We start from the raw sequence: 21,783 nt of genomic DNA, 5'->3' as shown, positions 1-21,783 counted from the left end.
CTCAGTGGGCGAAGTGCGCCTCGTCGGCGAAGCCGCCGATATCCGCCTTACCCAGCTTGGCCAGCACCTCCCGCAGGTCGTCACGCAACGCGCGAGCCAGGTTCGCCGAGAAGCCCTCACGCACCACCACCCGCAGCACCGCCACGTCCGTGGCGTTGTCCGGCATCGTGTACGCCGGCACCTGCCAGCCGTAGCTGCGCAGCAGCGCCGAAACGTCGAACACGGTGTACTTGGCGCCGTCGACGAGCTTGAACGACAACACCGGAATCGCCGATCCGTCGGTGATCAACTCGAACACCGGCTTGTTGTCGGGTCCAGTCATGTCGGCCAATTGGCGGGCAAACCACTGCGCAGTGTCCGACAGGCATTTCATCACTTTGAGGTAGCCGTCGCGGCCCAGTCGCAGGAAGTTGTAGTACTGACCCACCACCTGATTACCGGGGCGGGAGAAGTTCAGGGTGAAGGTCGGCATGTTGCCGCCCAGATAGTTCACCCGGAACACCAGGTCCTCCGGCAGGTGCTCGGCGCTGCGCCACACCACGAATCCGATACCCGGGTAGGTCAGGCCGTACTTATGTCCGCTGACGTTGATCGACACCACCCGCGGCAGCCGGAAGTCCCACTGCAGATCGGGGTGCAGGAACGGCACCACGAATCCGCCGCTGGCCGCGTCGACGTGTACCGGAACGTCGGGCCCTCCGTCGGCGGCGACCTTGTTCAGCGCCGCGCAGATCGCGGCGATCGGCTCGAGTTCCCCGGTGAAGGTCGTGCCCAGAATCCCCACCACGCCGATGGTGTCTTCGTCGACCGCGTCGACCACCTGTTCGGGTGTGATGACGTAGCGCCCTCTCTCCATCGGCAGATAGCGGGGCTCGACATCGAAGTACCGGCAGAACTTCTCCCACACCACCTGCACGTTCGATCCCATGACGAGGTTGGGGGTTCGATGCTGCCCGGCGCCCTTGCTCGAATCACCCACCTTCTCCCGCCACCGCCACTTCAGGGCCAGGCCGGCCAGCATCACGGCCTCGCTGGATCCGACGGTGGACACCCCGACGGCTTTGGTCGGGTCGTCGTCGCTCAGGTCCTCGGCGTGGAACAGGTCGGCCACCATACAGACGCAGCGTTGCTCGATCGCTGCGGTGACCGGGTACTCGTCCTTGTCGATCATGTTCTTGTCGAACGTCTCCGCCATCAGCCGGCCCGCCTCGGGATCCATCCACGTCGTCACGAAGGTCGCCAGGTTGAGCCGGGAACTGCCGTCCAGCATCAGCTCATCGTGAATGAACTGGTAGGTCTGTTCGGCGGGCATCGACTCGTCGGGAAGCCGCAAGGCAGGCAGCGGTGTCGTGAACAGCCGACCGGTGTAGGAGGGGGTCAGTTCGATCTGGCGAGAAATATTGGGCATGGAGTTCTTTCTAGAGGATGGAAGCCAGGGCTGTCCGCAGATGGGCAAGTATTCGCCAAGCCGATGTCGGAACCGACCCCGGTCCGGGGTCGCGCGCGGAGCTCTGAGCGGCGCGGGCATGGACGAATGCCGCAGCGGCCGCCGCCTCGCCCGGCGGCAGGCCTGCCGCAAGGAGTGCGCCGATGATCCCGGACAGCACGTCACCGGACCCGGCGGTGGCCGCCCAGGACTGGCCGGCGGCGTTCAGATACACGGTGCCCTCAGGCTCGGCGATGACGGTGACGTTGCCCTTGAGTAGCACCGTGACACCCAGCTGGTCGGCCAGCCGGCGGGTGGCACCCACGCGATCGGCACCGGGGGGCGATCCGGCCAGTCGGGCGAACTCGCCGGCGTGCGGCGTCAGGATCGTCGGGGCCCGCCGATTGGTGAGCAGGTCGGGGTGGGCGGCCAGCATGGTCAGCGCGTCGGCGTCGACGAGTACCGGGACATCAGCGTCCAGCGCGAAGCACAACGCCGCAGCGGCGGTCTCATCGTTGCCCAGACCGGGCCCGACAACCCAGGCCTGAACCCGTCCGGCCGTCGTCGGACCAGGCGTTGCGATAACCTCTGGTGATCGCGAAAGCACCTGTTGCCCAGCACTTCCCGCATATCGAACCATGCCCGAGGTGGCGGCTACCGCGGCTCCGGTGCACAGCACCGCAGCCCCCGGGTAGGTCGCGGACCCGGCCATCACACCGGCCACGCCCTGGGTGTACTTGTCGTCGTCGGGTCCGGGTACCGGCCAGCGCGCGGCGACGTCCCCAGCCTCGAATTCCAGCATGCGACTCGGCGGTAGATCCAGCCCGATGTCGATCAGTTCGACGCGCCCGCAGCCCCGCAATGCGTGGACGGGCTTGCACCCGCCGAACGTGACCGTGACCGCAGGTGTGACGTGGGGGCCGTCGGTGGCGCCGGTCAGGACGTCGACGCCACTGGGCAGATCGACGGCGACGACCGGGATGCCCCGCTTGCGGACCGCCTCGAAGACTTCTGCCGCGGCGGGTCTCAGTGGGCCGGAGCCGGAGATGCCCACCACGCCATCGATCACCAGATCGGTTGCCGAAGGTAGTTTTTCAACGACCCGCCCGCCCGCCCGCCGGAACGCCGCCAAGGCTTTGGCGTGGGTGCGCCCGGCATTGAGCAGGATCGCCGTCGCACCCGCACCGCGGCGCCTCAGGAACGTCGCGGCCCACAGAGCGTCGCCACCGTTGTCGCCGGAGCCGACGACCGCGCACAGGGTGCGACCGCTGACTGTGCCGAGTTCACGGGCAATCACCGAGGCCAGACCGAAGGCAGCCCGGCGCATCAACGCACCGTCAGGAAGGGACGCCAACAACGGTGCTTCAGCGGCCCGGATCTGGTCGGCCGTGTAGAAGTACCGCATTGTTCCCACGTTACTGGCCGATCGTGGCCGCTACACGACCTTGCGGGTGTGTGAACGCGACGAATCAGGGATGTCCTACTCGACAGTGACCGACTTCGCCAGATTACGCGGCTTGTCGACATCGTATCCCCGAGCCTGGGCGACCCCGGCGGCGAACACCTGAAGCGGAATCGTCGACAACAGCGGCTGCAAAAGTGTTGGCACTGCGGGGATCTCGATAAGATAGTCGGCATAGGGACGTACCGCCTCGTCGCCCTCTTCGGCGATGACGATCGTCACGGCGCCGCGAGCCTGAATCTCCCGGATGTTCGACAGGAGCTTGGAGTGCAGCATCGCCGCACTCTTCGGCGACGGCATCACGACGATGACGGGCAGATCATCCTCGATGAGAGCGATCGGGCCGTGCTTGAGCTCTCCCGCGGCGAAGCCCTCGGCGTGCATATAGGCCAATTCCTTGAGCTTGAGCGCGCCTTCGAGCGCAACCGGGTACCCCACGTGGCGGCCCAGGAACAGCACGGTCTGTGCTGAAGCAAGTCGCTTGGCCAGGTGCGCGACCGGATCTACGGTGTCCAGCACCCGCGAGATCAGGTCCGGCATCTCCTCGAGGTCGTCATACAGGCGGGCGATCTCGTCGGGCGACTTGGTGCCACGCGCCTGCGCAAGGGCCAGCCCGACAAGGTAGCTGGCGGCGATCTGCGCCAGGAACGTCTTGGTCGACGCCACACCGATCTCCGGTCCGGCCCGGGTGTAGAGCACCGCGTCGCATTCCCGAGGTATCTGGCTGCCGTTGGTGTTGCAGATGGCCAGAACTTTGGCGCTCTGTTCCTTGGCGTGCCGAACTGCCTCGAGCGTATCGGCGGTCTCCCCGGATTGCGAGATCGCCACGACTAACGTGTTGCTGTCCAGAACCGGGTCACGGTAACGGAATTCGCTGGCAAGCTCGACCTCAACCGGCAACCGGGTCCAATGCTCGATCGCATACTTGGCCACCAGACCGGAGTGATACGCGGTACCGCAAGCAACGACGAATACCTTGTCGATCTCGCGCAATTCCTGATCGGACAGGCGCTGCTCGTCGAGCACGATGCGGTGGTCGATGAAGTGGCCGAGCAGGGTGTCAGAGACAGCGGCCGGCTGCTCGGAGATCTCCTTGAGCATGAAGTACTCATAGCCCCCCTTTTCGGCGGCCGAGGTGTCCCAGTCGACGTGAAAGACCCGGTAGTCGCTGCCACGATCAGCCGGAACGCCGTCGAAATTCGTGATGCGGTAGCTGTCGGCAGTGACCACGACGGCCTGATCCTGGCCGAGCTCGACGGCCTCACGGGTGTGCTCGATGAACGCAGTGACGTCGGAGCCGACGAACATCTCACCGTCTCCTACCCCGAGCACCAGCGGCGTGGAACGCCGCGCAGCCACGATGGTGCCCGGCTCGTCGGCATGGGCAAAGACCAAGGTGAAGTGACCCTCGAGCCGACGCAGTACCGCCAAGACCGATGCCGGGAAATCGCCGGCATTCTCGCCGAGGGCATATTCGCGCGCGACAAGATGGACGGCGACCTCGGTGTCGGTGTCGCTGGCGAACTCCACCCCGGCGCGTTCGAGCTCGTCACGTAGCGCGGCGAAGTTCTCGATGATGCCGTTGTGGACCACCGCGACCTTCCCCGAGGCGTCCCGGTGCGGATGAGCGTTGCGGTCGGTGGGCCTGCCGTGGGTGGCCCACCGGGTGTGCCCGATGCCGGTCGCGCCGACGAGGTCGTCGGACCCGCCCTCGGCAAGGGCGGCCTCGAGGTTGGCGAGGCGGCCCGCTTTTCGGCTTACGGCGAGCCCACCCCGACCGTCGAGCAGTGCGACACCGGCCGAGTCATACCCTCGGTACTCGAGGCGGCGCAGTCCGTCGACCACGATGCCGCAGGCAGGACGTTGCCCGACGTAGCCGACGATTCCACACATAACCGACCAGGGTAGTGCAGGAACACATCACACCCTGGTGGGTTACGGTCTTCGGGTGGCCCGCACGAAGAAGCTCTTTGCCGCGTTGACCCGCCGCGGCCCACACCGCGTGCTGCGGGGCGACCTGGCCTTTGCTGGGTTGCCGGGCGTTGTCTACACCCCTGCGGCCGGCAAGAATCTGCCCGCGGTGGCATTCGCTCACGACTGGATCACATCAGCGCGCCGCTACCACGGAACGCTGGAACATCTGGCGTCATGGGGCATCGTCGCCGCCGCCCCCGACACCGAGACCGGGCTGGCCCCGTCGGCACTCAATCTGGCCTACGACCTGGGCACAGCGCTGGACATCGTCGCGGGCGTGCGACTGGGCAGCGGTGGCATCAGCGTGCACCCGGACAAACTGGGTGTCGCGGGCCACGGCTTCGGCGCCTCCGCAGCGGTGTTGGCGGCGGCAGGAAGGTCGACGGAAACGGTGACCGGACCCAAGACTGGGAGGCCCCAGGCGGTGTTCGCGGCCTACCCCACGATCACCAAGCCGTCCGCCGAGCAACCGGCGGCGACGCTGAAAGTGCCGGGCCTGATCCTGATGACCCCTGAGGATCCGATGACACTGCAATCCAATGCCGTCGAGTTGGCGCGCGCCTGGAAGACCGCCACGCTGCGCAGCACCCCCAAGGTCAAGCCGGGGGGCCTGATCGAGGGTCGCCGACTGGCTCCGGCCGTCGGCCTGCCTGGGGCGGACCGAGGCACCCAGAAAACGGTCCGGGCGCTGATGACCGGCTATCTGCTGCACACGTTGTCCGGCCACGGCAACAAGGATGAATACAAAGACTTTGCCGACGGCGAGGCAGAACTACCCAAGGCGCCTGCGGTGGATCCGTTCGCCCACGACCCGGTCGAGCTTCAGGAAAAGGTCGTCGCGCTGCTGAAGACCTAGCCGCGGTACCCCAACCAACTGGTTGGGTGTATATGTTGGTGATGCGGACGGGCATCTTTCTCAGCTATTCCGACGGCTTTCTCGAAGCCGTCGACCAGGTGGTCGAACTCGAGAAGATCGGCGTCGGCCTTGCACTTGTCGCCGAGGCCTACTCCTACGACGCGATCAGCCAACTGGGCTTCCTCGCGGCCAAGACGTCGCGGATCGAACTCGGCACCGGCGTCGTCCCGATCTACACCCGCACCCCCGCGCTGATGGCGATGACGGCCGCCGGACTCGACTACGTCTCCGACGGACGGTTTCGGCTCGGCCTGGGCGCGTCGGGCCCGCAGGTTATCGAGGGCTTCCACGGCGTGCCGTTCGACGCACCCTTGGGCCGCACCCGCGAAGTCATCGAAATCTGCCGTCAGGTGTGGCGTCGCGAGCGCGTCACCTACAACGGAAAGTACTACCAGGTTCCCTTACCGGCCGACCGCGGCACCGGGCTGGGCAAACCGCTGAAACTCATCAATCATCCTGTGCGGGAACGAATCCCCATCTCCATCGCTGCCCTCGGACCGAAGAACGTCGAACTGACCGCAGAGATAGCCGAAGGATGGCAGCCGGTGTTCTTCTCCCCCGAGAAGGCCGATGAGGTCTGGGGTGACGCGCTGCGATCCGGTGCCGCCAAACGTGACCCGGCGCTGGGCCCGCTTGACGTCATGGTCAGCGCGAGCCTGGCGGTCGGTGACGACGTGGATGACCGATTGGCCTGGGCCAAGCCACAATTGGCGCTCTATATCGGTGGAATGGGCGCCCGGGGACGAAATTTCTACCACAACTTGGCGACCCGGTACGGATTCGGCGAGGTAGCCAATTTGATCCAGGACCTCTATCTGGCAGGCAAGAAGGCCGAAGCGATCGCTGCCGTACCCGACGAACTCGTGCGCCAGGTTTCTCTGGTGGGGCCGCGCGGATTCGTCAAGGAACGAGTGGCAGCGTTCGCCGAGGCGGGCGTGACGACGCTGCTGGTGCATCCGATGTCAGGTGACGGACGGGAAACCGTGGCATTCGTCGAGGAGTTGCAGTCGCTGCTGCCCTGAATTAGGGACCAATGGCTCCTGACACCGAAGACCGCGGCTGGGTTAATGGTGTTGGCAGCGCAACGGACTTCTCGACGACTGGATCTAGCCGCCCCAGCATCGGTCGTCGCAGAAGGTCATCGAGCAGGAGGTCAGGATGTCAGCACATACGACGAGGCACGGGATCGTAGTTGGGGTCGATGGATCGGCCCCCTCGAACGCGGCGGTCGCATGGGCCGCCCGCCAGGCGGCGCTGCGCAACATCCCGTTGTCCGTGGTGTGCGTCAACGCGCCGACGGCGGCTGCCGCGTCAGCTCTGATGACAGTGCCGGTACCTGCGGATTACACGCGTTGGCAGCACGAGCAAGCCGAACAGATCATCGAGGACGCCCGCAAGATCGTCGCGGACGCCGGCTCGCCGCAAGTACAGGCCCAATCTCTCGACGGGCCACCTATCCCCACGCTTGTCGAACTCTCCAAGCATGCCGAGATGGTGGTGGCGGGATGCCGGGGACTGGATGCGGTCGATCGCGCGTTGCTGGGTTCAGTCAGTTCTGCCCTGGTACATCACGCGCACTGCCCGGTCGCAATCATCCACGACGAGGAGGTCCCGCCCGCAGACGCACCGGTTCTGGTGGGTGTCGACGGTTCTCCCACTTCGGAGCGGGCGACTGAGCTCGCCTTCGACGAGGCCTCGCGCCGGGGCGTGGAGTTGTTGGCGCTACACGCGTGGACCGACATGACCGTCCTCGGTTTCCCGAGCATCAATTGGTCGCCGGCCGAAACGGAGAACATCAAGTCCAGCGAGAAGGAACTCCTCGCCGAACGTCTTGCGGGCTTTCGGGAACGCTACCCGGATACACCGGTACGTCGTGTCGTGGTGGCCGATCGGCCGGGGTATCAGCTCCTCAAGCATTCGGGATCTGCCCAGCTCGTCGTTGTCGGCAGTCACGGCCGGGGCGGATTCGCCGGCATGCTCCTGGGCTCGGTCGCCAGCGCGGTCGTGAATTCCGCAACCGTGCCCGTGATCGTCGTGCGCAAAGACTAGAGCGTCAACGCTTCACAGCTTCTCTACGGCAACGCTATCGGCACACCGCGCCGCTACCGCCTGCACCAGCTACCGCCTACGGTCCGCCGCTGCGGATGGGCTTGGATTTTGAGCATCGCAGGTTCGCCGGGGGCAGCCTGGCCAGGGCGTAGTACCGTTTCTGAGATGTCGGTCGATCGCCTGCTTCCCACCGAAGAGGCACATGAGCTGCTGGAACTCGCCCGGCAGATCTCCGACAAGGCTCTCGACCCGATCGTTGATCGCCACGAGAAGGATGCCCTCTACCCCGAGGGGCTTTTCGCCACCCTCGGCGACGCCGGGCTGCTCAGCCTGCCCTACCCCCAAGAGTGGGGCGGCGGCGGTCAGCCCTACGAGGTCTATCTTCAGGTACTCGAGGAACTCGGCGCTCGTTGGGCGGCGGTCGCGGTCGCGGTGAGTGTGCACAGTCTGTCCTGTCATCCGCTGATGAACTTCGGCACCGACGAGCAGCGGCAGCGCTGGCTTCCCGACATGCTCGGCGGCGCGACGGTCGGCGCCTACAGCCTGTCCGAACCACAGGCAGGCTCGGACGCCGCCGCCCTGGCCTGCAAAGCCAGCGCGATGACTGACGGTTACCGGATCGACGGAGCCAAGGCCTGGATAACCCACGGTGGAATCGCCGATTTCTACAACGTGTTTGCCCGCACCGGCGAAGGCTCCCAGGGCGTCTCCTGCTTCCTCGTTGCCAGGGACACACCCGGCCTGACGTTCGGCAAGCCCGAGGACAAAATGGGCCTGCACGCTGTCCCGACCACCACCGCGCACTACGACGACGCGTTCGTCGACGCGGAGCGACGTATCGGAGCAGAAGGGCAGGGACTCCAGATCGCCTTCAGCGCATTAGATTCCGGCCGTCTCGGCATCGCCGCAGTTGCGACCGGCCTCGCTCAGGCGGCGCTCGATGACGCGGTCGCATACAGCCAGGAGCGAAAGACTTTCGGCCGCAGGATCATCGATCACCAGGGGCTGGCATTCGTTCTCGCCGACATGGCCGCCGCCGTCGACTCCGCCCGGGCCACCTATCTCGATGCCGCCCGCCGCCGCGACGCCGGGTTGGACTACTCCCGCCAGGCATCGGTGGCCAAGCTGGTCGCCACCGACGCGGCGATGAAGGTGACGACCGACGCCGTTCAGGTGTTCGGCGGCGCCGGCTATACCCGTGACTACCGTGTCGAGCGGTACATGCGGGAAGCGAAGATCATGCAGATTTTCGAGGGCACCAACCAGATTCAGCGTCTGGTCATCAGCCGGCACCTGGCCCGCTGACCGACGGGGTCATCTCGACCTGCGCACCACGCCGCGCGGCCAGCAACTCGCCGAGCAGCGCGACGACGACACCGAAGGCGAAGTACAGCGGCACCAAAAACGGTCCCACCCCGATCAAGCTGTCCGATCCCGGGTTGTAGGCGAAGACACCCATCTCCAGTAGGCCGATCTCCGCCACCGGTCCCACGACCGCTGCGATCGCACCGCACAGCGCGCCCGGACCGTCTCCAAGTGCACACCAGGTGATGATGGCCGCGACACAGATCAGCGTCGTCGCGGGGACTACGGGCGCGCCGTGCATCAACGCGGTCGTGACGTACATGCCGACGACTGCGGCCACCCCGGCAATGCCTTGCCGGACCGTGACCGTGGTTCGTGGTTTCGGCAGGTGCAGTCGCAACTCGGCCAGCTACACCGTCGCCGTTCCCACCAGCAGCGGAAACCAGAACGGGCTGCTCCACAGAAACGGGACGGCCTCGACGTGATACCCGGTGGTGCCGGTCACCACGTGGCTGTGATCGCCGATCAGGGCGGCAAGGCCTCCCAAGACAAAAAGGACGAGGGCTTCCGGAAATCGCAGCTTCACGTCGCGCACGCTACTCCGGTGGGTCTCCGACCTGGGGTAGTTCTCCGGCGGCGATCGCGCAGGGCGTCTCCTCAGCAGCCGGCAGGTCCGCAGTCAGCGGGTCTTCCGGTGGCAGTGGTTCAGCGGGCGGTGGAGCAGCCGGTGGGGCCGGTGCCGACTCGGCGGGCACCTCGGCAGGGCCATCGAATACCTCGGATTCGACTGTCCCCGCGGCAACCAGGTTCTCGCCGGACTCCTCTGCCACGGAGTCGTCGGCGGTTGCAGCCTCGCCGATTTCATCGTCGCCGGCTTCATCTGCATCCTCGGCGCCCGCGTCGGGATCGGCCTCACCGAGACCCAGGGGGTCGTCGAACCCCGGTCCATCGAGATCCGGCGGCTGCGGGACCGAACTATCAGCAATGCCAAGCAATCCGCTCAGCATGTCGGCGAATTGCTGTCCGAGCCCGGACAGCCCGCTGCCGAGGTTGGGCATTCCGGACCCCAGGTCGCCCATCGACGACAGCGGCGGAACCGACTGGCCCACCGGGACTTCCGGCGGCGCGAGGGTCCCGTCCGCAGACGGCCCTACCGACATGGGTGGGACAGCCGACATCGGTGGGGCAGCCGACGCCGCTGGAAGCGCACCCCACGCCGAAGGGAATGTCGTCGCCGGAGCTAACGGGGTCCCCGGAGCTGACGGGGAGGCGGCCCCTGTTGCCGAAAGCTGCTCAGCAATGCCTGGTTGCTGGTCGTTGCGGACAGGCGAAGAATTCCACGTCGGGCCGAGATCGCCCGGTAGTTCAAACACCGGTGGTTGTTCGGCCGCAATCTCAGCGGCCGCGCGCCGATAAGCGTCGGCCACCGACGACGTCGCGGTGCGCATCGCCGTCAACCAATCGGAGCGAATGCTGCTATCCACAAATGGTTTAACAGCCTGATCAACCAGCTCAGATGCGGCCGCCCGGTCCCCCACACCCGTCCTCAGCGTTGCCGCAGCAGCCAACCAATCCCCACGATGTGCCTGTGCGCGGCCCTCGATCGCGACCACGGCATCAACTTTCGCGTCAACTGTTCGCCACAAGCTCTCCCGCAGTTCATCCAGGGCTTCGGTCGCGATGCGGACCGCCCTCACAACCGCCGCGGACGCTTCACCGTGGCGGAGTAGCAAGTCCTGGGATGCCTGCGCGCCAGCGCCTTGCCACGCCGTCGACAACGCCGCGAGTTGCCGCTCCTGGAGGGCCAGCGCATCCTGGGTGGCGCGGGCCGTCTCCCTCAGGGCTAGCCAGTCAGCCTGCAGTGCCCACAGATCCATTCCATCCTCGCTGCCGTACCAGTCGCTCAACTGTGCAGCGTGCAACGTCAGGTCGGGATGCTGATAGCCAAGCTGGTGACATGCCCATACGTAGTGCTGCAGGTGGCGGACCGCGGGCCTGCCCGCAGCCAATCGGGAGGGGACATCGAACTCTTCTGCCACGCGCCGGCCTACCCGACCCGCCCTGCGGCACGCGCGTCGGCGGCCTGGTATCGATCCGTCGACGATCGCAGCGCCACGGCGATCTCACTGGATGCCCGCGACCACCGTCGCAACGACGTGGCGACATCGCCAAGCGCGGCGCGAAGCGTCGCGCCGTGCGCGACGTAGGCACGGCCCGCGGACGCACCCCCGAATGCGAGATCGCTCAGATGCGTTCGTAGGGCACCGTCGACGATCAGTGCCGCCGATTCATACTCGCGCGCAATCGCGCGCACTCCCCTCACATCGACGCGTGCCACGTGCGCTTGTCCCATATGAGGTTGGACGCGGTTGCCGCCGCTTTGGTTCCACCGGTTCGGCCCGCGATCTCAGCCCTGCGCGCTCACCGAATTCGCCACACGTACTGCCATCTGTCGCGCAGTATCCTCATCGGCGGCTTCCACCATCACCCGGACCAGTTGTTCTGTTCCTGAGGGCCGCAACAGAATTCGGCCGCTATCGCCGAGTTCGGCCTGGACCTGAGCCACTGCGTCGCGCACCGACGGCGCGTCGGCCACCGTCTCCCTGTCGGAAACCTCGACGTTGATCAGTACCTGCGGCAGCGTCGCCATCGGCTCGGCGAGGTCGGCCAGACCTCGACGCGTCTGAGCCATCCGGGACATCAACCGCAGGCCGGTCACGATGCCGTCCCCGGTGGTACCGAACGCCGGCATGACCAGGTGCCCGGATTGCTCGCCGCCGATCGAGTAAGCACCGGCCCGCAGCTCCTCGAGGACATAGCGGTCGCCGACGCCGGTGGTGCGCACTTCGATGCCCGCCGCGCGCATCGCCTGATGGAGCCCCAGATTGCTCATGACGGTTGCCACCAGGGTGTCGGAGGCCAGCTCGCCGGCTTCGTTCATGGCCAGGGCCAGCACCACCATGATTGCATCGCCGTCGATGATTCGGCCCTGACTGTCCACGGCCAGACAGCGGTCGGCATCGCCGTCATGGGCCAGACCCAAGTCGGCGCCGTGGGACACCACCGCTGAGCGCAGCGTCTCCATATAGGTCGAGCCGCAGCGATCGTTGATATTGAGGCCGTTGGGATCGGCGTGGATCGGGATGACGTTGGCCCCCGCCGCCCGGTAGGCACGGGGCGCCGCGGCCGAGGCCGCACCGTGCGCACAGTCGACAACCACGGTGAGACCATCGAGCCGGGTGGTGGCAGCCTTGCCGGCGTGACGAAGGTAACGGTCCAACGCGTCCTCAGCGTCGACCGCGCGGCCGATGCCCGCGCCGGTGGGCCGGGCCCGGGGGCCCTGGTGCACGAGTTCCTCGATGCGGTCCTCGGTGGCGTCGTCAAGCTTGTGTCCGCCGGGGCCGAAGATCTTGATGCCATTGTCAGGCATCGGGTTGTGCGATGCGGAGATCATCACACCGAAGTCCGCATCGTAGGCGTTGGTCAGATACGCCACAGCCGGCGTGGGAAGCACGCCCACCCGTAGAGCGTCCACACCCTCGCTGGCTACTCCGGCGACGACGGCGGCTTCGAGCATCTCACCGCTGGCTCGCGGGTCGCGCCCGACCACGGCAACCCGCCGACGGGTTTCGCCGGTTCTGAGCAATCGGCGCGCTGCCGCTGCCCCCAGCGCCATGGCCAACTCCGCAGTCAGGTCCTGGTTGGCGACCCCGCGCACCCCGTCGGTGCCGAACAATCGAGCCATGGTGACAACCTCTCACAAATACTGGTTTGAGGGCTAACCGTTGCAGGTGACGTTCGTGCCGGCACCGAATCGATACCCCGACGAGACCGTCGAAGCGCTTCGGCTTCCGAGTGAGCCGGCGCCGCCCTCAGGCATCGCCTTGGTTGTTACTGCTGAATTCTGTTGCGCGACATCACCGAACACCGTCAAAACGACTGGACCCAACACCGTCTAAACGACTGGACCCAACACCGTCCAAACGACGGACGCCCGGCCACTCGCGGGGCGAGTGGACCGGGCGACGCGCCCTGGTTCGATCAGCGCTTGCTGTACTGAGGTGCCTTGCGGGCCTTCTTCAAGCCGTACTTCTTGCGCTCGATGGCACGCGGGTCGCGGGTAAGGAAGCCGGCCTTCTTGAGTGCTGGCCGGTCCTCGGGCTGCACGACGATGAGCGCGCGCGCGATAGCCAGGCGCAACGCACCGGCTTGGCCAGACGGTCCGCCGCCATGGAGGTGGGCGTAGATGTCGAAGCTCTCCAGCCGGTCGGCAATCACCAGCGGAGCCTTGATGAGCTGCTGGTGCACCTTGTTGGGGAAGTAGTTCTCCAATGAACGACCGTCGAGGTTGAACTGGCCGGTGCCCGGAACCAGGCGCACCCGCACCACGGCTTCCTTGCGGCGGCCGACGGTCTGGACCGGACGATCCATCAGGACAGGCTCGCGCGGGGCCGCGTCGGGCTCGGCGACGACCACGGTCTCGGTCGTTGCCACGGGTTCAGCGGTCGTTTCGGGGGATTCACTCACTGGGCCACCTGCTTGATCTCGAACGGAATTGGCTGCTGGGCGGTGTGCGGATGCTCGGGACCGACATAGACCTTCAGCTTCTTCTGGATCTGACGGCCGAGCTTGGTGTGCGGAATCATGCCGAGGATCGCCCGCTCGACGACGCGGTCGGCGTGCTTATCCATCTCTTCACCGAGTGCCCGCCTGCGCAGCCCGCCGGGATAACCCGAGTGGCGGTAGGAGAACTTCTTCTGGAGTTTGTCGCCGGAGATGGCGACCTTGTCCGCGTTGATGACGATGACGAAGTCGCCACCGTCGACATTGGGCGTGTATGTCGGCTTGTGCTTGCCGCGCAGCAGCTTGGCTGCTTCCACGGCGAGCCGGCCGAGCACCACGTCGGTGGCATCGATGACGTACCACGTGCGCGTGGTGTCACCCGCCTTCGGCGTGTACGTGGGCACAGCGTCTACCTCTACTCTTCTTCTCGGGTTGGATCCCGGTGACCCGGGTGCCGGTCCGGCGCGAGCTGCAGACTGCCTCGGCGACCGGCAGGGACCCGAGGCGACCGGCGGCCCGAAGGCCAGCGCACGCCAACGCCAGATGCTACCTGGGGCCGTCACCGCAGGTCAAAACGCGCGCGTGGCCGTCACCGCAGGTCAAAGCGCGCGCATGGCGGCCGAGCAGACACAAAATCGCACGGATCGAGCGAAGTTTGTGCGAGTTCGCGTCTGCCGCGCCGGGAAGTGGGCCCAGCAAGTGCGTCAGAAAGCGGGTCAGAAGAAACCCTGGGCCTTGTCGCTATAGCTCACCAGCAGGTTCTTGGTCTGCTGGTAGTGGTCGAGCATCATCTTGTGATTCTCCCGGCCGATCCCCGATTGTTTGTAGCCGCCGAACGCGGCGTGCGCTGGGTAATGGTGGTAGCAGTTCGTCCACACCCGCCCGGCCTTGATGTCGCGGCCCGCGCGGTAGGCGGTATTGCCGTCACGGCTCCACACGCCGGCCCCCAGCCCGTAGAGGGTGTCGTTGGCGATGCTGATCGCGTCGTCGTAGTCGGTGAACGACGTAACGGTCACGACCGGTCCGAAAATCTCCTCCTGGAAGACCCTCATCTTGTTGTTACCCGTGAAAATCGTTGGCGCAACGTAATATCCGCCGTTGAGGTCGCCACCCAGCTGCGCACGCTCACCGCCGGTGACCACCTTGGCGCCCTCGCTCTTGCCGATCTCGATGTAGGACAGGATCTTCTCGAGCTGATCGTTCGACGCTTGCGCACCGATCATCGTCTCGGTGTCCAGCGGATCACCCTGGCGCACCGCCTTGGTGCGGATCGCGGCCAACGCCAGGAACTCATCGTAGATCTCTGCCTGGATCAGCGAACGCGACGGGCAGGTGCACACTTCACCCTGATTGAGGGCGAACATCGTGAAACCCTCCAACGCCTTGTCTTGATAGTTGTCGTCGGCTGCGAGCACATCGTTGAAGAAGATGTTGGGACTCTTGCCGCCCAACTCCAGCGTGACCGGGATCAGGTTCTGCGACGCGTACTGCATGATGAGCCGACCGGTCGTCGTCTCACCGGTGAACGCGATCTTGGCGATCCGGTCGCTCGAGGCCAGCGGCTTGCCCGCCTCGACACCGAATCCGTTGACCACGTTGAGCACGCCCGCCGGCAGCAGGTCACCGACGACCTCCAGCAGATAGAGGATTGAGGCAGGGGTCTGCTCGGCAGGCTTGAGCACGATCGCGTTACCGGCAGCCAGCGCGGGAGCCAGCTTCCATACCGCCATCAGGATGGGGAAGTTCCACGGAATGATCTGGCCGACCACGCCCAGTGGCTCGTGGAAGTGGTAGGCGACGGTGTCCTGGTCGATCTCCGACAGCGCTCCCTCCTGCGCGCGGATCGCTCCCGCGAAATACCGCAAGTGATCCACGGCCAGTGGCATATCTGCGTTGAGCGTCTCGCGGATCGGCTTGCCGTTGTCCCAGGACTCGGCGAGCGCGATCGATTCGAGGTTCTCCTCGATCCGGTCGGCGACCTTGTTGAGGACCAGCGCGCGTTCAGCCGCTGATGTCTTACCCCAGGCGGGCGCAGCTGCATGGGCGGCGTCGAGGGCTTTCTCGATATCGGCTGCGTCGGACCGGGCGATCTCGCAGAAAACCTCTCCCGTGACCGGTGTCGGGTTCTCGAAATAGCGGCCGGCGCTCGGCGGCACCCACTGGCCACCGATGAAGTTTTCGTAGCGGGGCTTGAATGACATCAGCGAGCCATCGGCTCCGGGGCGGGCATACACAGTCATGGTGAGCCTCCTGCTCGTCGTCGCGTTCATCCATCAAGCTACGCCGCTCAGCCGCGCACCACCGCCTCGTCAGTTAGCCGCGCCGACCTCGACGAGATTCCGCGCGCACCCCGCCGGCCCCGCGATCAACCGGCTTGCGCCACTGCCGTGACGATTTCCGACATTGTTTCGCACAGCTGCCCCACACCGGGCTCTCCGATCGGGTAGCACCCGCAGTTCTCCAGCATGACGAGGCGGGCAGGTGGTCAATATCCTGTGCGGCCCCCGGTCGGCTCTCCTCCTCCCGGGGGCCGCACAGAGTCTGGCGGGGCGGTCCTCAGCGGCCCCAAGCGCTGGCGGCGCTGCGGTCGGTAGCGGCGACGTCCTCGGCCCCGTCGCGTACCGCGTTGCCCAGCCGGAACAAAATATCGTTGAGCGCCCCAGCCGCCTGCTCCCAGCGCGCCTGCTCGACGCGGTAGCCTTCGGCCGCTTCGCGCGTCCAGGTCGCCTGCAGCGGGGCGACTTGGGCGCGAAGCTCGTCGAGCGCCGCGTTCAGTCGCGTTGAGGTGGCGTTGATCTCCAGGCGAACGGTGTACTCGATTTCGCCGAAGTTGTACGACAGGGTGGGGTCCACAGCGGTTGCTCCTTACAGGTTGGCGGCGACGGAACCGATACGCTGCGAATGGCTTTCGGCGGCCTCCCGCAAGATTCGCTCGTTGTCCCGGATCGTCTCCGCGATCCGCTGCAGCGCTGCGTTCAGCTTGAGCGACTCGGCATTCCAGCGCTCGACGACATCGCGGAAACGTGTTGCCGCTCCCCCACCCCACACCGAGGGCGGCACGCTGCTCATCCTCCCGATGAAGGACTGCAGCATCGCCCGGATTTCCTCGTTACGGGCGTCGGTCCTGCCCGCTACCGAGATCATGAGGTCGAAGTCGGTGGTGAGGGTAGAGCCCGACGGGTCTGGCGGAATCGTCATCGCGATCCTTTCGTGTCGTGGAGAAGCGATACATAGGTTTGGACGCGGCAGAAGCCGATTCGGTTCCCCGGCGGTGGGCACTCACCGCACCACCTGGGCAGACTGGACGGCGCGCACGCACGCCTCGCGTATGACATCGCGCCGTTCGAGCGGGCTCTGGCACCCGATGGCGACTCTGACCGCGCCGTCGATCACCACCGCCCAGCTGGTCTCACTACCTGGCCGCAGCTCGCGATAGGTCACCGCCGGTCTGCCTCCCACACTGCCTTCGGGATTCATGTCGGTGAACACCCCCGGCGGTTCGGATTCCAGCGCCCGCCGAAGGGCGTCGCCGACCTCGGCAATAGTGTTCGTCGCTGCACCGACGGCCTGCGTGAGGTGGAGGGCAGTCGAGTCCCCGGCAGGCGCCGAGACCCGCAGGCGCGCCGATCCGGGTCCGGAGACTATGCGCTTGACCGACCACTGGGCCGGCACCCGGACCGCGACGCGGCCCTCCACCAGCAGCACCGTCGACGGGTTCGCAGGCGGCTGACCCGACAACCTCTGCGTCGCCCAACCGCCGCCGACTGGGGCCAACGCCACCATGGTGCCGAACAGCACGGCGGCCGCGCGGCGGCGGGAACATGCCGGACCACCCGCCGGCTCGGGCAGCGTATCGTCGGACAGCCCCGTACTCGCCGAGCCCATCATGCGGGGCCGGTCGCTGTAGGACACCGGGATCCCGTCGGCGCGCAGCTGAGCGGCCAGCGCGGGCGAAGGCGCTGACACCCCGGCGGGCACGTCGATCAGCACCTCGGTCGCCACACCGAGACTTCCGGCGGCGAGAAGCCGGGCGCTGTCCCGCTTCCGGCGGGGCAGTACCTCGACCTCGAGTCCGGGCGCCGCGATCACGACGAACTCCTCGGAGAGTTCGACCACCGTGGCTTCGCCTTCGGCAGCCAGTGTCGATGCCCGTTGCCGCACAACAACTTCACTGGCACCGCCCTCGGCAGCACGGGTGACGAGGTCGACGCGGCCTGCAGACCACCAGGTCGGGAAGACCAGCACCAGCGTCTCTGGAGGCTCGCCCACGACAACTTCCAGCAGGTCGCTCCATAGCCGCCGCACCTCCACGAGCCGGTCGTCGAGCAACGCCAGCCGGTCATCGACGCAGTCGATCGCCACCGAGATCCACTCTTGTGGAGCGGAATAGCGACCGCGGACGCTCTGTGGGCCGACCTCGACGAGTGCGGTGCTCATGGCGGGTCGGTCCAGCCGACCTGTACTAGCTCGTCGGGCCTGCCCCGGACACTGAGCGTTCCGCGCCCCGGAGGCAACTGAATCGGCCGGATCGTCCCGAGCAGCACGCCCTCGTCCGGGGCGGTGCTCATCAACAGCCCGGAGCAGCCCATGTCACGCAGTCTCGCCAGGACCGGATCGAACATCGCCCGCGCAGCCCCGCCGGAGCGCCGCGCGACAACGACATGCAATCCCAGATCCTTAGCGTGCGGGAGGAAGTCGGCGAGCGGCGTGAGCGGATTACCGGTGGCACCGGCGACCAAGTCGTAGTCATCGACAACGACATAGATGTCCGGACCGTCCCACCAAGAGCGGTTCCGCAACTGCTGCTGGGTGACGTTCTCGTCGGGCAGTCTGGCGTGCAGCCGTTCCGTCAGCGCCGACATGCGCGAGGTCAGTGCCCGGCCCGACACCGAATAACCGGCGAGGTGGTCGGACTCGACGACGCCCAACATCGTCCGGCGGAAGTCGACGATCTCCAGATGCGCCTCGCGCGGACTGCGGGTCCGCACGATCTCGGTGCAGAGCAGGCGCAACACCGCGGTCTTTCCACATTCGCCCTCACCGAGCACCAGCAGGTGAGAATGCTCGGCGAAGTCCAGCGCGACGGGCGTCAGGGTGCGCTCACCCAGTCCCAGCAACACGTCATCCGGGCGGCGCGGTGCGGGTTTGGCGATGACCACACGGTGCTCGACCCGGTCGGGCAGCAGTTCGACGGGCGGTGCCGCGCAGCCCTGTTCGCGACGGGCCAGGTCGAGGTTTGGCATAGCGATCGCCAACTCGCGCCCCTCGCGGGTGATCCCCCGGCCCGGCCGAGCGTCGGCCAGGTCACGGGCTCGCCGACGGTCCATCTCGGACTCGGCGGGATCGCCGAGCCGCAGCTCGATCCGGGTGCCGATCTGGTCTTTCAGGGCCGGTCGTAGGTCCGCCCAGCGGGCGGCGCCGATCATCACATGGATTCCGTAGGACAATCCCTGCCCCGCGAGGGCGGTGATCGGTGCCTCCAGGCCGTCGAACTCCTGACGGATCGTCGCCCACCCGTCGATCACGAGGAACACATCCCCGTAGGAATCCTCGACGGCGGAATCTGGGTCATCTGGAGCAGGTTTGGCCCCGCGTAGCCGGCGGTATTCAGCGAAACCGCCGACCCCCAGACGACGGAAGGCCGACTCGCGCCGGCGCAGCACCGACTCCAGCGCTGCGACCGTGCGCCGGCACAAATCCGCGTCCTGGCGGCCGGCGACCGACCCTACGTGCGGCAGTTCGGCGAGCGCGGCCAACGCGCCTCCGCCGAAGTCCAGGCAGTAGAACTGGACGGCACCGGCGTCGTGGGTCGCGGCAAGGGCGCCTACCACCGTCTGAATCGTCGTCGATTTGCCCGCCCGGGGCGCGCCGACGACCGCGATATTGCCTGCTGCACCGGATAATTCGATGGTGAGACGCTGGTGCCTCTGTTCGAAAGGGCAGTCCACCAGACCGATCGCTACGCGTAGGTGTGCCGAGCCCTCGGCCCTCAGTAGCGCATCGAGGCGGGGAGGGCGAGCAAGCGGGGGAATCCAGACCTGATGCGCGGGGACTCCGCGGCCTGCGAGCTTGCCCAGCACGGTGTCCAGCAAGGATCGGTGCTGGGTCGGTGGACGCCGAGGCGGCGCGGCATCCTCGGTACGCGGCACGAGGGTGAAAAGCTCAGCTCGAGGGGGTACACCGGGCTCGGTCGGACGCGACCGCGGTGTGTATCCGCCCGAGACGAACGCTGTCTGAAATCGAGTCACCGCACCGCCGGCGGTCTTCAGATACGCGGCTCCAGGCTGGGCCGGGAGGTGATAGGCGTCGGCCACACCCAGAACCGCACGTGACTCACTCGCCGAGAACGTCTTCAGACAGACGCGGTAGGACAGGTGGGTTTCCAGTCCCCGCAGTCTGCCCTCGTCAAGACGCTGGCTGGCCAGCAGCAGATGCATACCCAGTGAGCGGCCCAGCCGTCCGATCGCCACGAACAACTCGGCGAAGTCGGGATGCTGGCTGAGCAATTCAGAGAACTCGTCGACGACGATGAACAGCGCCGGCATCGGCGTCAGGGTCCGGTCGCCGGCACGGGCACGGGTGTACTCGGCGATGTTGATGTAATTGCCCGCAGCCCTGAGCAGCTCCTGCCTGCGGTGCACCTCGCCGGAAAGCGCCTCGCGCATCCGCGATACCAGCTGCGCTTCGTCGGAGAGATTGGTGATGACGGCGGACACATGCCGAGCCTTCTCCAGTCCGAGGAAGGTGGCACCGCCCTTGAAGTCGACCAGAACAAGATTGAGCACCTCGGGGGAATGCGCGGCGATCATGCCCAGTGTGAGCGTCCGCAGGAACTCCGACTTACCGGAACCTGTCGCGCCCACGCACAATCCGTGCGGACCCATCCCGCCCGCGGCGGCCTCCTTGATGTCCAGATCGACGACGGTGCCGTCTTCCTCAGCGCCAATCGGCACCCGCAGCAATTCGCGCGCGTCCCCGGCAGCCCACAGGTGATCCACCTCGATGAGCTCGGGGTCTCCGATCTTCATCAGCTCCGACCAATCCGCTGCCGTCCCCCGATGCTGCCTCGTTCCCGACGCGGGCCGGTATCGCGTCAGCCGCCGGGCGCACGCGAGAGCTGCGGGCAGGGTCAGCTCATCGCATTCGGCGGCCAGCTTCGCAGGACCGGCGTGCACCGTGACCGGGGTCCCCGGGTCCTCGGCGCGGATCTCGATGACGGACATCCCGTCGGCGGCCGGCGGACCGTCACATCCGTCGACGATCACCACACGGTGCTGGGCCGCACCGAAATCTGTCTGGTGCGGAAGCCATTTCAGCCAATCCCAGGCAGGAGCCGATGCTGCCCCGGCCTGGGCGTCGATGCCGATCAGCGCGGGATGGTGCAGCATGGCGAGCTGGCACACCAGGGCGCGCACTACCGCACGGGCCGCCCTGTGGTCGCCCGCGACGGTGACCACCGCCACCCGGACGGGCAGCACTACCGGCACTGGCGCGACGAGTGTTCGGCGCTCCACCAACCTGCGGGCAGCCCCGGCGGTGACGGGGTCGGCGACGTCGTCGGACTCCAGCGCCGGCGCCACCACAGCTGTGGCCGAGGGCTGTTCGCCCACGCCGATCCGCACTGAGCAGAAGTGCGGATGGTCGGCGCTGCGTTCCCACATCCGGTCGCCGCCGGCCAGCGTCCATAGGGCAGTGGGATCGGGGTGAGCCCAGTGCGACGCCGCGTGTTGCTGGGCGGCGCAGGCCACCAGCGAATCATCGAGGGCCTCGAGGTAGCGCAGATAGCCCGCACGCTGTTCGTTGACCTCGGCAGTTCGGCCGGTACCACGGCCACCGTAGACGAGGGTGCCGATGACCGAAACCAGCATCATGGCGGGGAAGAACATGAACATGGGATTACGGGCGGATGCGGCGCCCGAGGTCAGGTAGAGCGCGCCCATCCCAGCCATCGCGGCGATCATGGCCACCGGCATCAGCCGGGCCAGTGGGCTCACCACCGGCGGTTTGGCCAGCTCTGGAGGTGGGTCGACAACGATCTTGCCCTCCGGCATGACCGGGGGCCGACCAGAGGACCGAGCGCGCAGTTCC

At 66.7% G+C, this 21,783-nt stretch carries 19 protein-coding genes; 4 read left to right on the top strand and 15 right to left on the bottom strand.

Going from position 1 to position 21,783, the window contains the following annotated elements; all coding sequences use genetic code 11:
• Position 1 precedes the first annotated feature (1 nt).
• The 3 genes from gad to glmS all read right to left on the bottom strand — a co-directional run bounded on the left by gad (position 2) and on the right by glmS (position 4,781).
• The gene (gene gad / locus ACPGXI_RS02230) at positions 2-1,408 is read right to left on the bottom strand and encodes a glutamate decarboxylase (protein WP_526649344.1); all 1,407 of its coding nucleotides are present in this window, start codon (positions 1,406-1,408) and stop codon (positions 2-4) included.
• 10 nt (positions 1,409-1,418) lie between these two features.
• Entirely contained in the window at positions 1,419-2,831 is a 1,413-nt protein-coding gene (locus ACPGXI_RS02225; protein ID WP_526649342.1) for an NAD(P)H-hydrate dehydratase, read from the bottom strand.
• Positions 2,832-2,906: 75 nt separating this feature from the next.
• Positions 2,907-4,781 (bottom strand): glutamine--fructose-6-phosphate transaminase (isomerizing), encoded by a 1,875-nt coding sequence (glmS, locus tag ACPGXI_RS02220; protein WP_526649340.1) that lies wholly within the window; start codon positions 4,779-4,781, stop codon positions 2,907-2,909.
• A 55-nt stretch (positions 4,782-4,836) separates the two neighbouring features.
• Here glmS and ACPGXI_RS02215 point away from each other — a divergent pair, with 55 nt between their 5' ends.
• The 4 genes from ACPGXI_RS02215 (at position 4,837) to ACPGXI_RS02200 (ending at position 9,132) form a co-directional block, all read left to right on the top strand.
• The gene (locus ACPGXI_RS02215) at positions 4,837-5,718 is read left to right on the top strand and encodes a dienelactone hydrolase family protein (protein ID WP_526649338.1); all 882 of its coding nucleotides are present in this window, start codon (positions 4,837-4,839) and stop codon (positions 5,716-5,718) included.
• A gap of 41 nt (positions 5,719-5,759) precedes the next feature.
• Entirely contained in the window at positions 5,760-6,800 is a 1,041-nt protein-coding gene (locus ACPGXI_RS02210; RefSeq protein WP_526649336.1) for an LLM class F420-dependent oxidoreductase, read from the top strand.
• 136 nt (positions 6,801-6,936) lie between these two features.
• Positions 6,937-7,827 carry a universal stress protein gene (locus ACPGXI_RS02205; RefSeq protein WP_526649334.1) on the top strand — a complete coding sequence of 297 codons (891 nt, stop codon included), beginning with the start codon at positions 6,937-6,939 and terminating at the stop codon, positions 7,825-7,827.
• 165 nt (positions 7,828-7,992) lie between these two features.
• Complete coding sequence (locus ACPGXI_RS02200; RefSeq protein WP_526649332.1) at positions 7,993-9,132, top strand: acyl-CoA dehydrogenase family protein; 1,140 nt, start codon at positions 7,993-7,995, stop codon at positions 9,130-9,132.
• Here ACPGXI_RS02200 and ACPGXI_RS02195 read toward each other — a convergent pair.
• The 12 genes from ACPGXI_RS02195 to eccCa form a co-directional block, all read right to left on the bottom strand.
• Positions 9,110-9,532 (bottom strand): hypothetical protein, encoded by a 423-nt coding sequence (locus ACPGXI_RS02195; RefSeq protein WP_526649330.1) that lies wholly within the window; start codon positions 9,530-9,532, stop codon positions 9,110-9,112. The genes ACPGXI_RS02200 and ACPGXI_RS02195 overlap by 23 nt on opposite strands.
• Positions 9,533-9,541: 9 nt before the next feature.
• On the bottom strand, positions 9,542-9,718 hold the full coding sequence (locus ACPGXI_RS02190; RefSeq protein ID WP_526649328.1) for a hypothetical protein: 177 nt from the start codon (positions 9,716-9,718) through the stop codon (positions 9,542-9,544).
• A 10-nt stretch (positions 9,719-9,728) separates the two neighbouring features.
• On the bottom strand, positions 9,729-11,171 hold the full coding sequence (locus ACPGXI_RS02185; RefSeq protein WP_526649326.1) for a hypothetical protein: 1,443 nt from the start codon (positions 11,169-11,171) through the stop codon (positions 9,729-9,731).
• 8 nt (positions 11,172-11,179) lie between these two features.
• Positions 11,180-11,470 (bottom strand): type VII secretion target, encoded by a 291-nt coding sequence (locus ACPGXI_RS02180; RefSeq protein ID WP_526649325.1) that lies wholly within the window; start codon positions 11,468-11,470, stop codon positions 11,180-11,182.
• Between the two features lie 69 nt (positions 11,471-11,539).
• Positions 11,540-12,877 (bottom strand): phosphoglucosamine mutase, encoded by a 1,338-nt coding sequence (gene glmM, locus ACPGXI_RS02175; protein WP_526649323.1) that lies wholly within the window; start codon positions 12,875-12,877, stop codon positions 11,540-11,542.
• A gap of 296 nt (positions 12,878-13,173) precedes the next feature.
• Positions 13,174-13,563, bottom strand: a complete 390-nt coding sequence (rpsI, locus tag ACPGXI_RS02170) for a 30S ribosomal protein S9 (protein WP_526649391.1) — start codon at positions 13,561-13,563, stop codon at positions 13,174-13,176.
• A gap of 92 nt (positions 13,564-13,655) precedes the next feature.
• Complete coding sequence (gene rplM, locus ACPGXI_RS02165) at positions 13,656-14,099, bottom strand: 50S ribosomal protein L13 (protein WP_526649321.1); 444 nt, start codon at positions 14,097-14,099, stop codon at positions 13,656-13,658.
• A 312-nt stretch (positions 14,100-14,411) separates the two neighbouring features.
• Positions 14,412-15,935 (bottom strand): acetaldehyde dehydrogenase ExaC, encoded by a 1,524-nt coding sequence (gene exaC / locus ACPGXI_RS02160; RefSeq protein ID WP_526649319.1) that lies wholly within the window; start codon positions 15,933-15,935, stop codon positions 14,412-14,414.
• Positions 15,936-16,251: 316 nt separating this feature from the next.
• Positions 16,252-16,548 carry a WXG100 family type VII secretion target gene (locus ACPGXI_RS02155; RefSeq protein WP_526649317.1) on the bottom strand — a complete coding sequence of 99 codons (297 nt, stop codon included), beginning with the start codon at positions 16,546-16,548 and terminating at the stop codon, positions 16,252-16,254.
• Positions 16,549-16,560: 12 nt separating this feature from the next.
• Positions 16,561-16,893, bottom strand: coding sequence for a WXG100 family type VII secretion target (locus tag ACPGXI_RS02150; RefSeq protein WP_526649315.1), 333 nt, complete (start codon positions 16,891-16,893; stop codon positions 16,561-16,563).
• A gap of 81 nt (positions 16,894-16,974) precedes the next feature.
• On the bottom strand, positions 16,975-18,132 hold the full coding sequence (locus tag ACPGXI_RS02145; RefSeq protein ID WP_526649313.1) for a type VII secretion-associated protein: 1,158 nt from the start codon (positions 18,130-18,132) through the stop codon (positions 16,975-16,977).
• Positions 18,129-21,746, bottom strand: a complete 3,618-nt coding sequence (gene eccCa, locus ACPGXI_RS02140) for a type VII secretion protein EccCa (protein WP_526649311.1) — start codon at positions 21,744-21,746, stop codon at positions 18,129-18,131. The genes ACPGXI_RS02145 and eccCa overlap by 4 nt, the downstream gene beginning before the upstream one ends.
• Between the last annotated feature and the right edge of the window lie 37 nt (positions 21,747-21,783).

Origin of the sequence: Mycobacterium sp., assembly GCF_049608025.1 — a bacterium.
GTDB lineage: Bacteria > Actinomycetota > Actinomycetes > Mycobacteriales > Mycobacteriaceae > Mycobacterium.
Note: the sequence above shows the minus strand (reverse complement) of the source record. Positions and strands in the feature narration are given on the sequence as shown.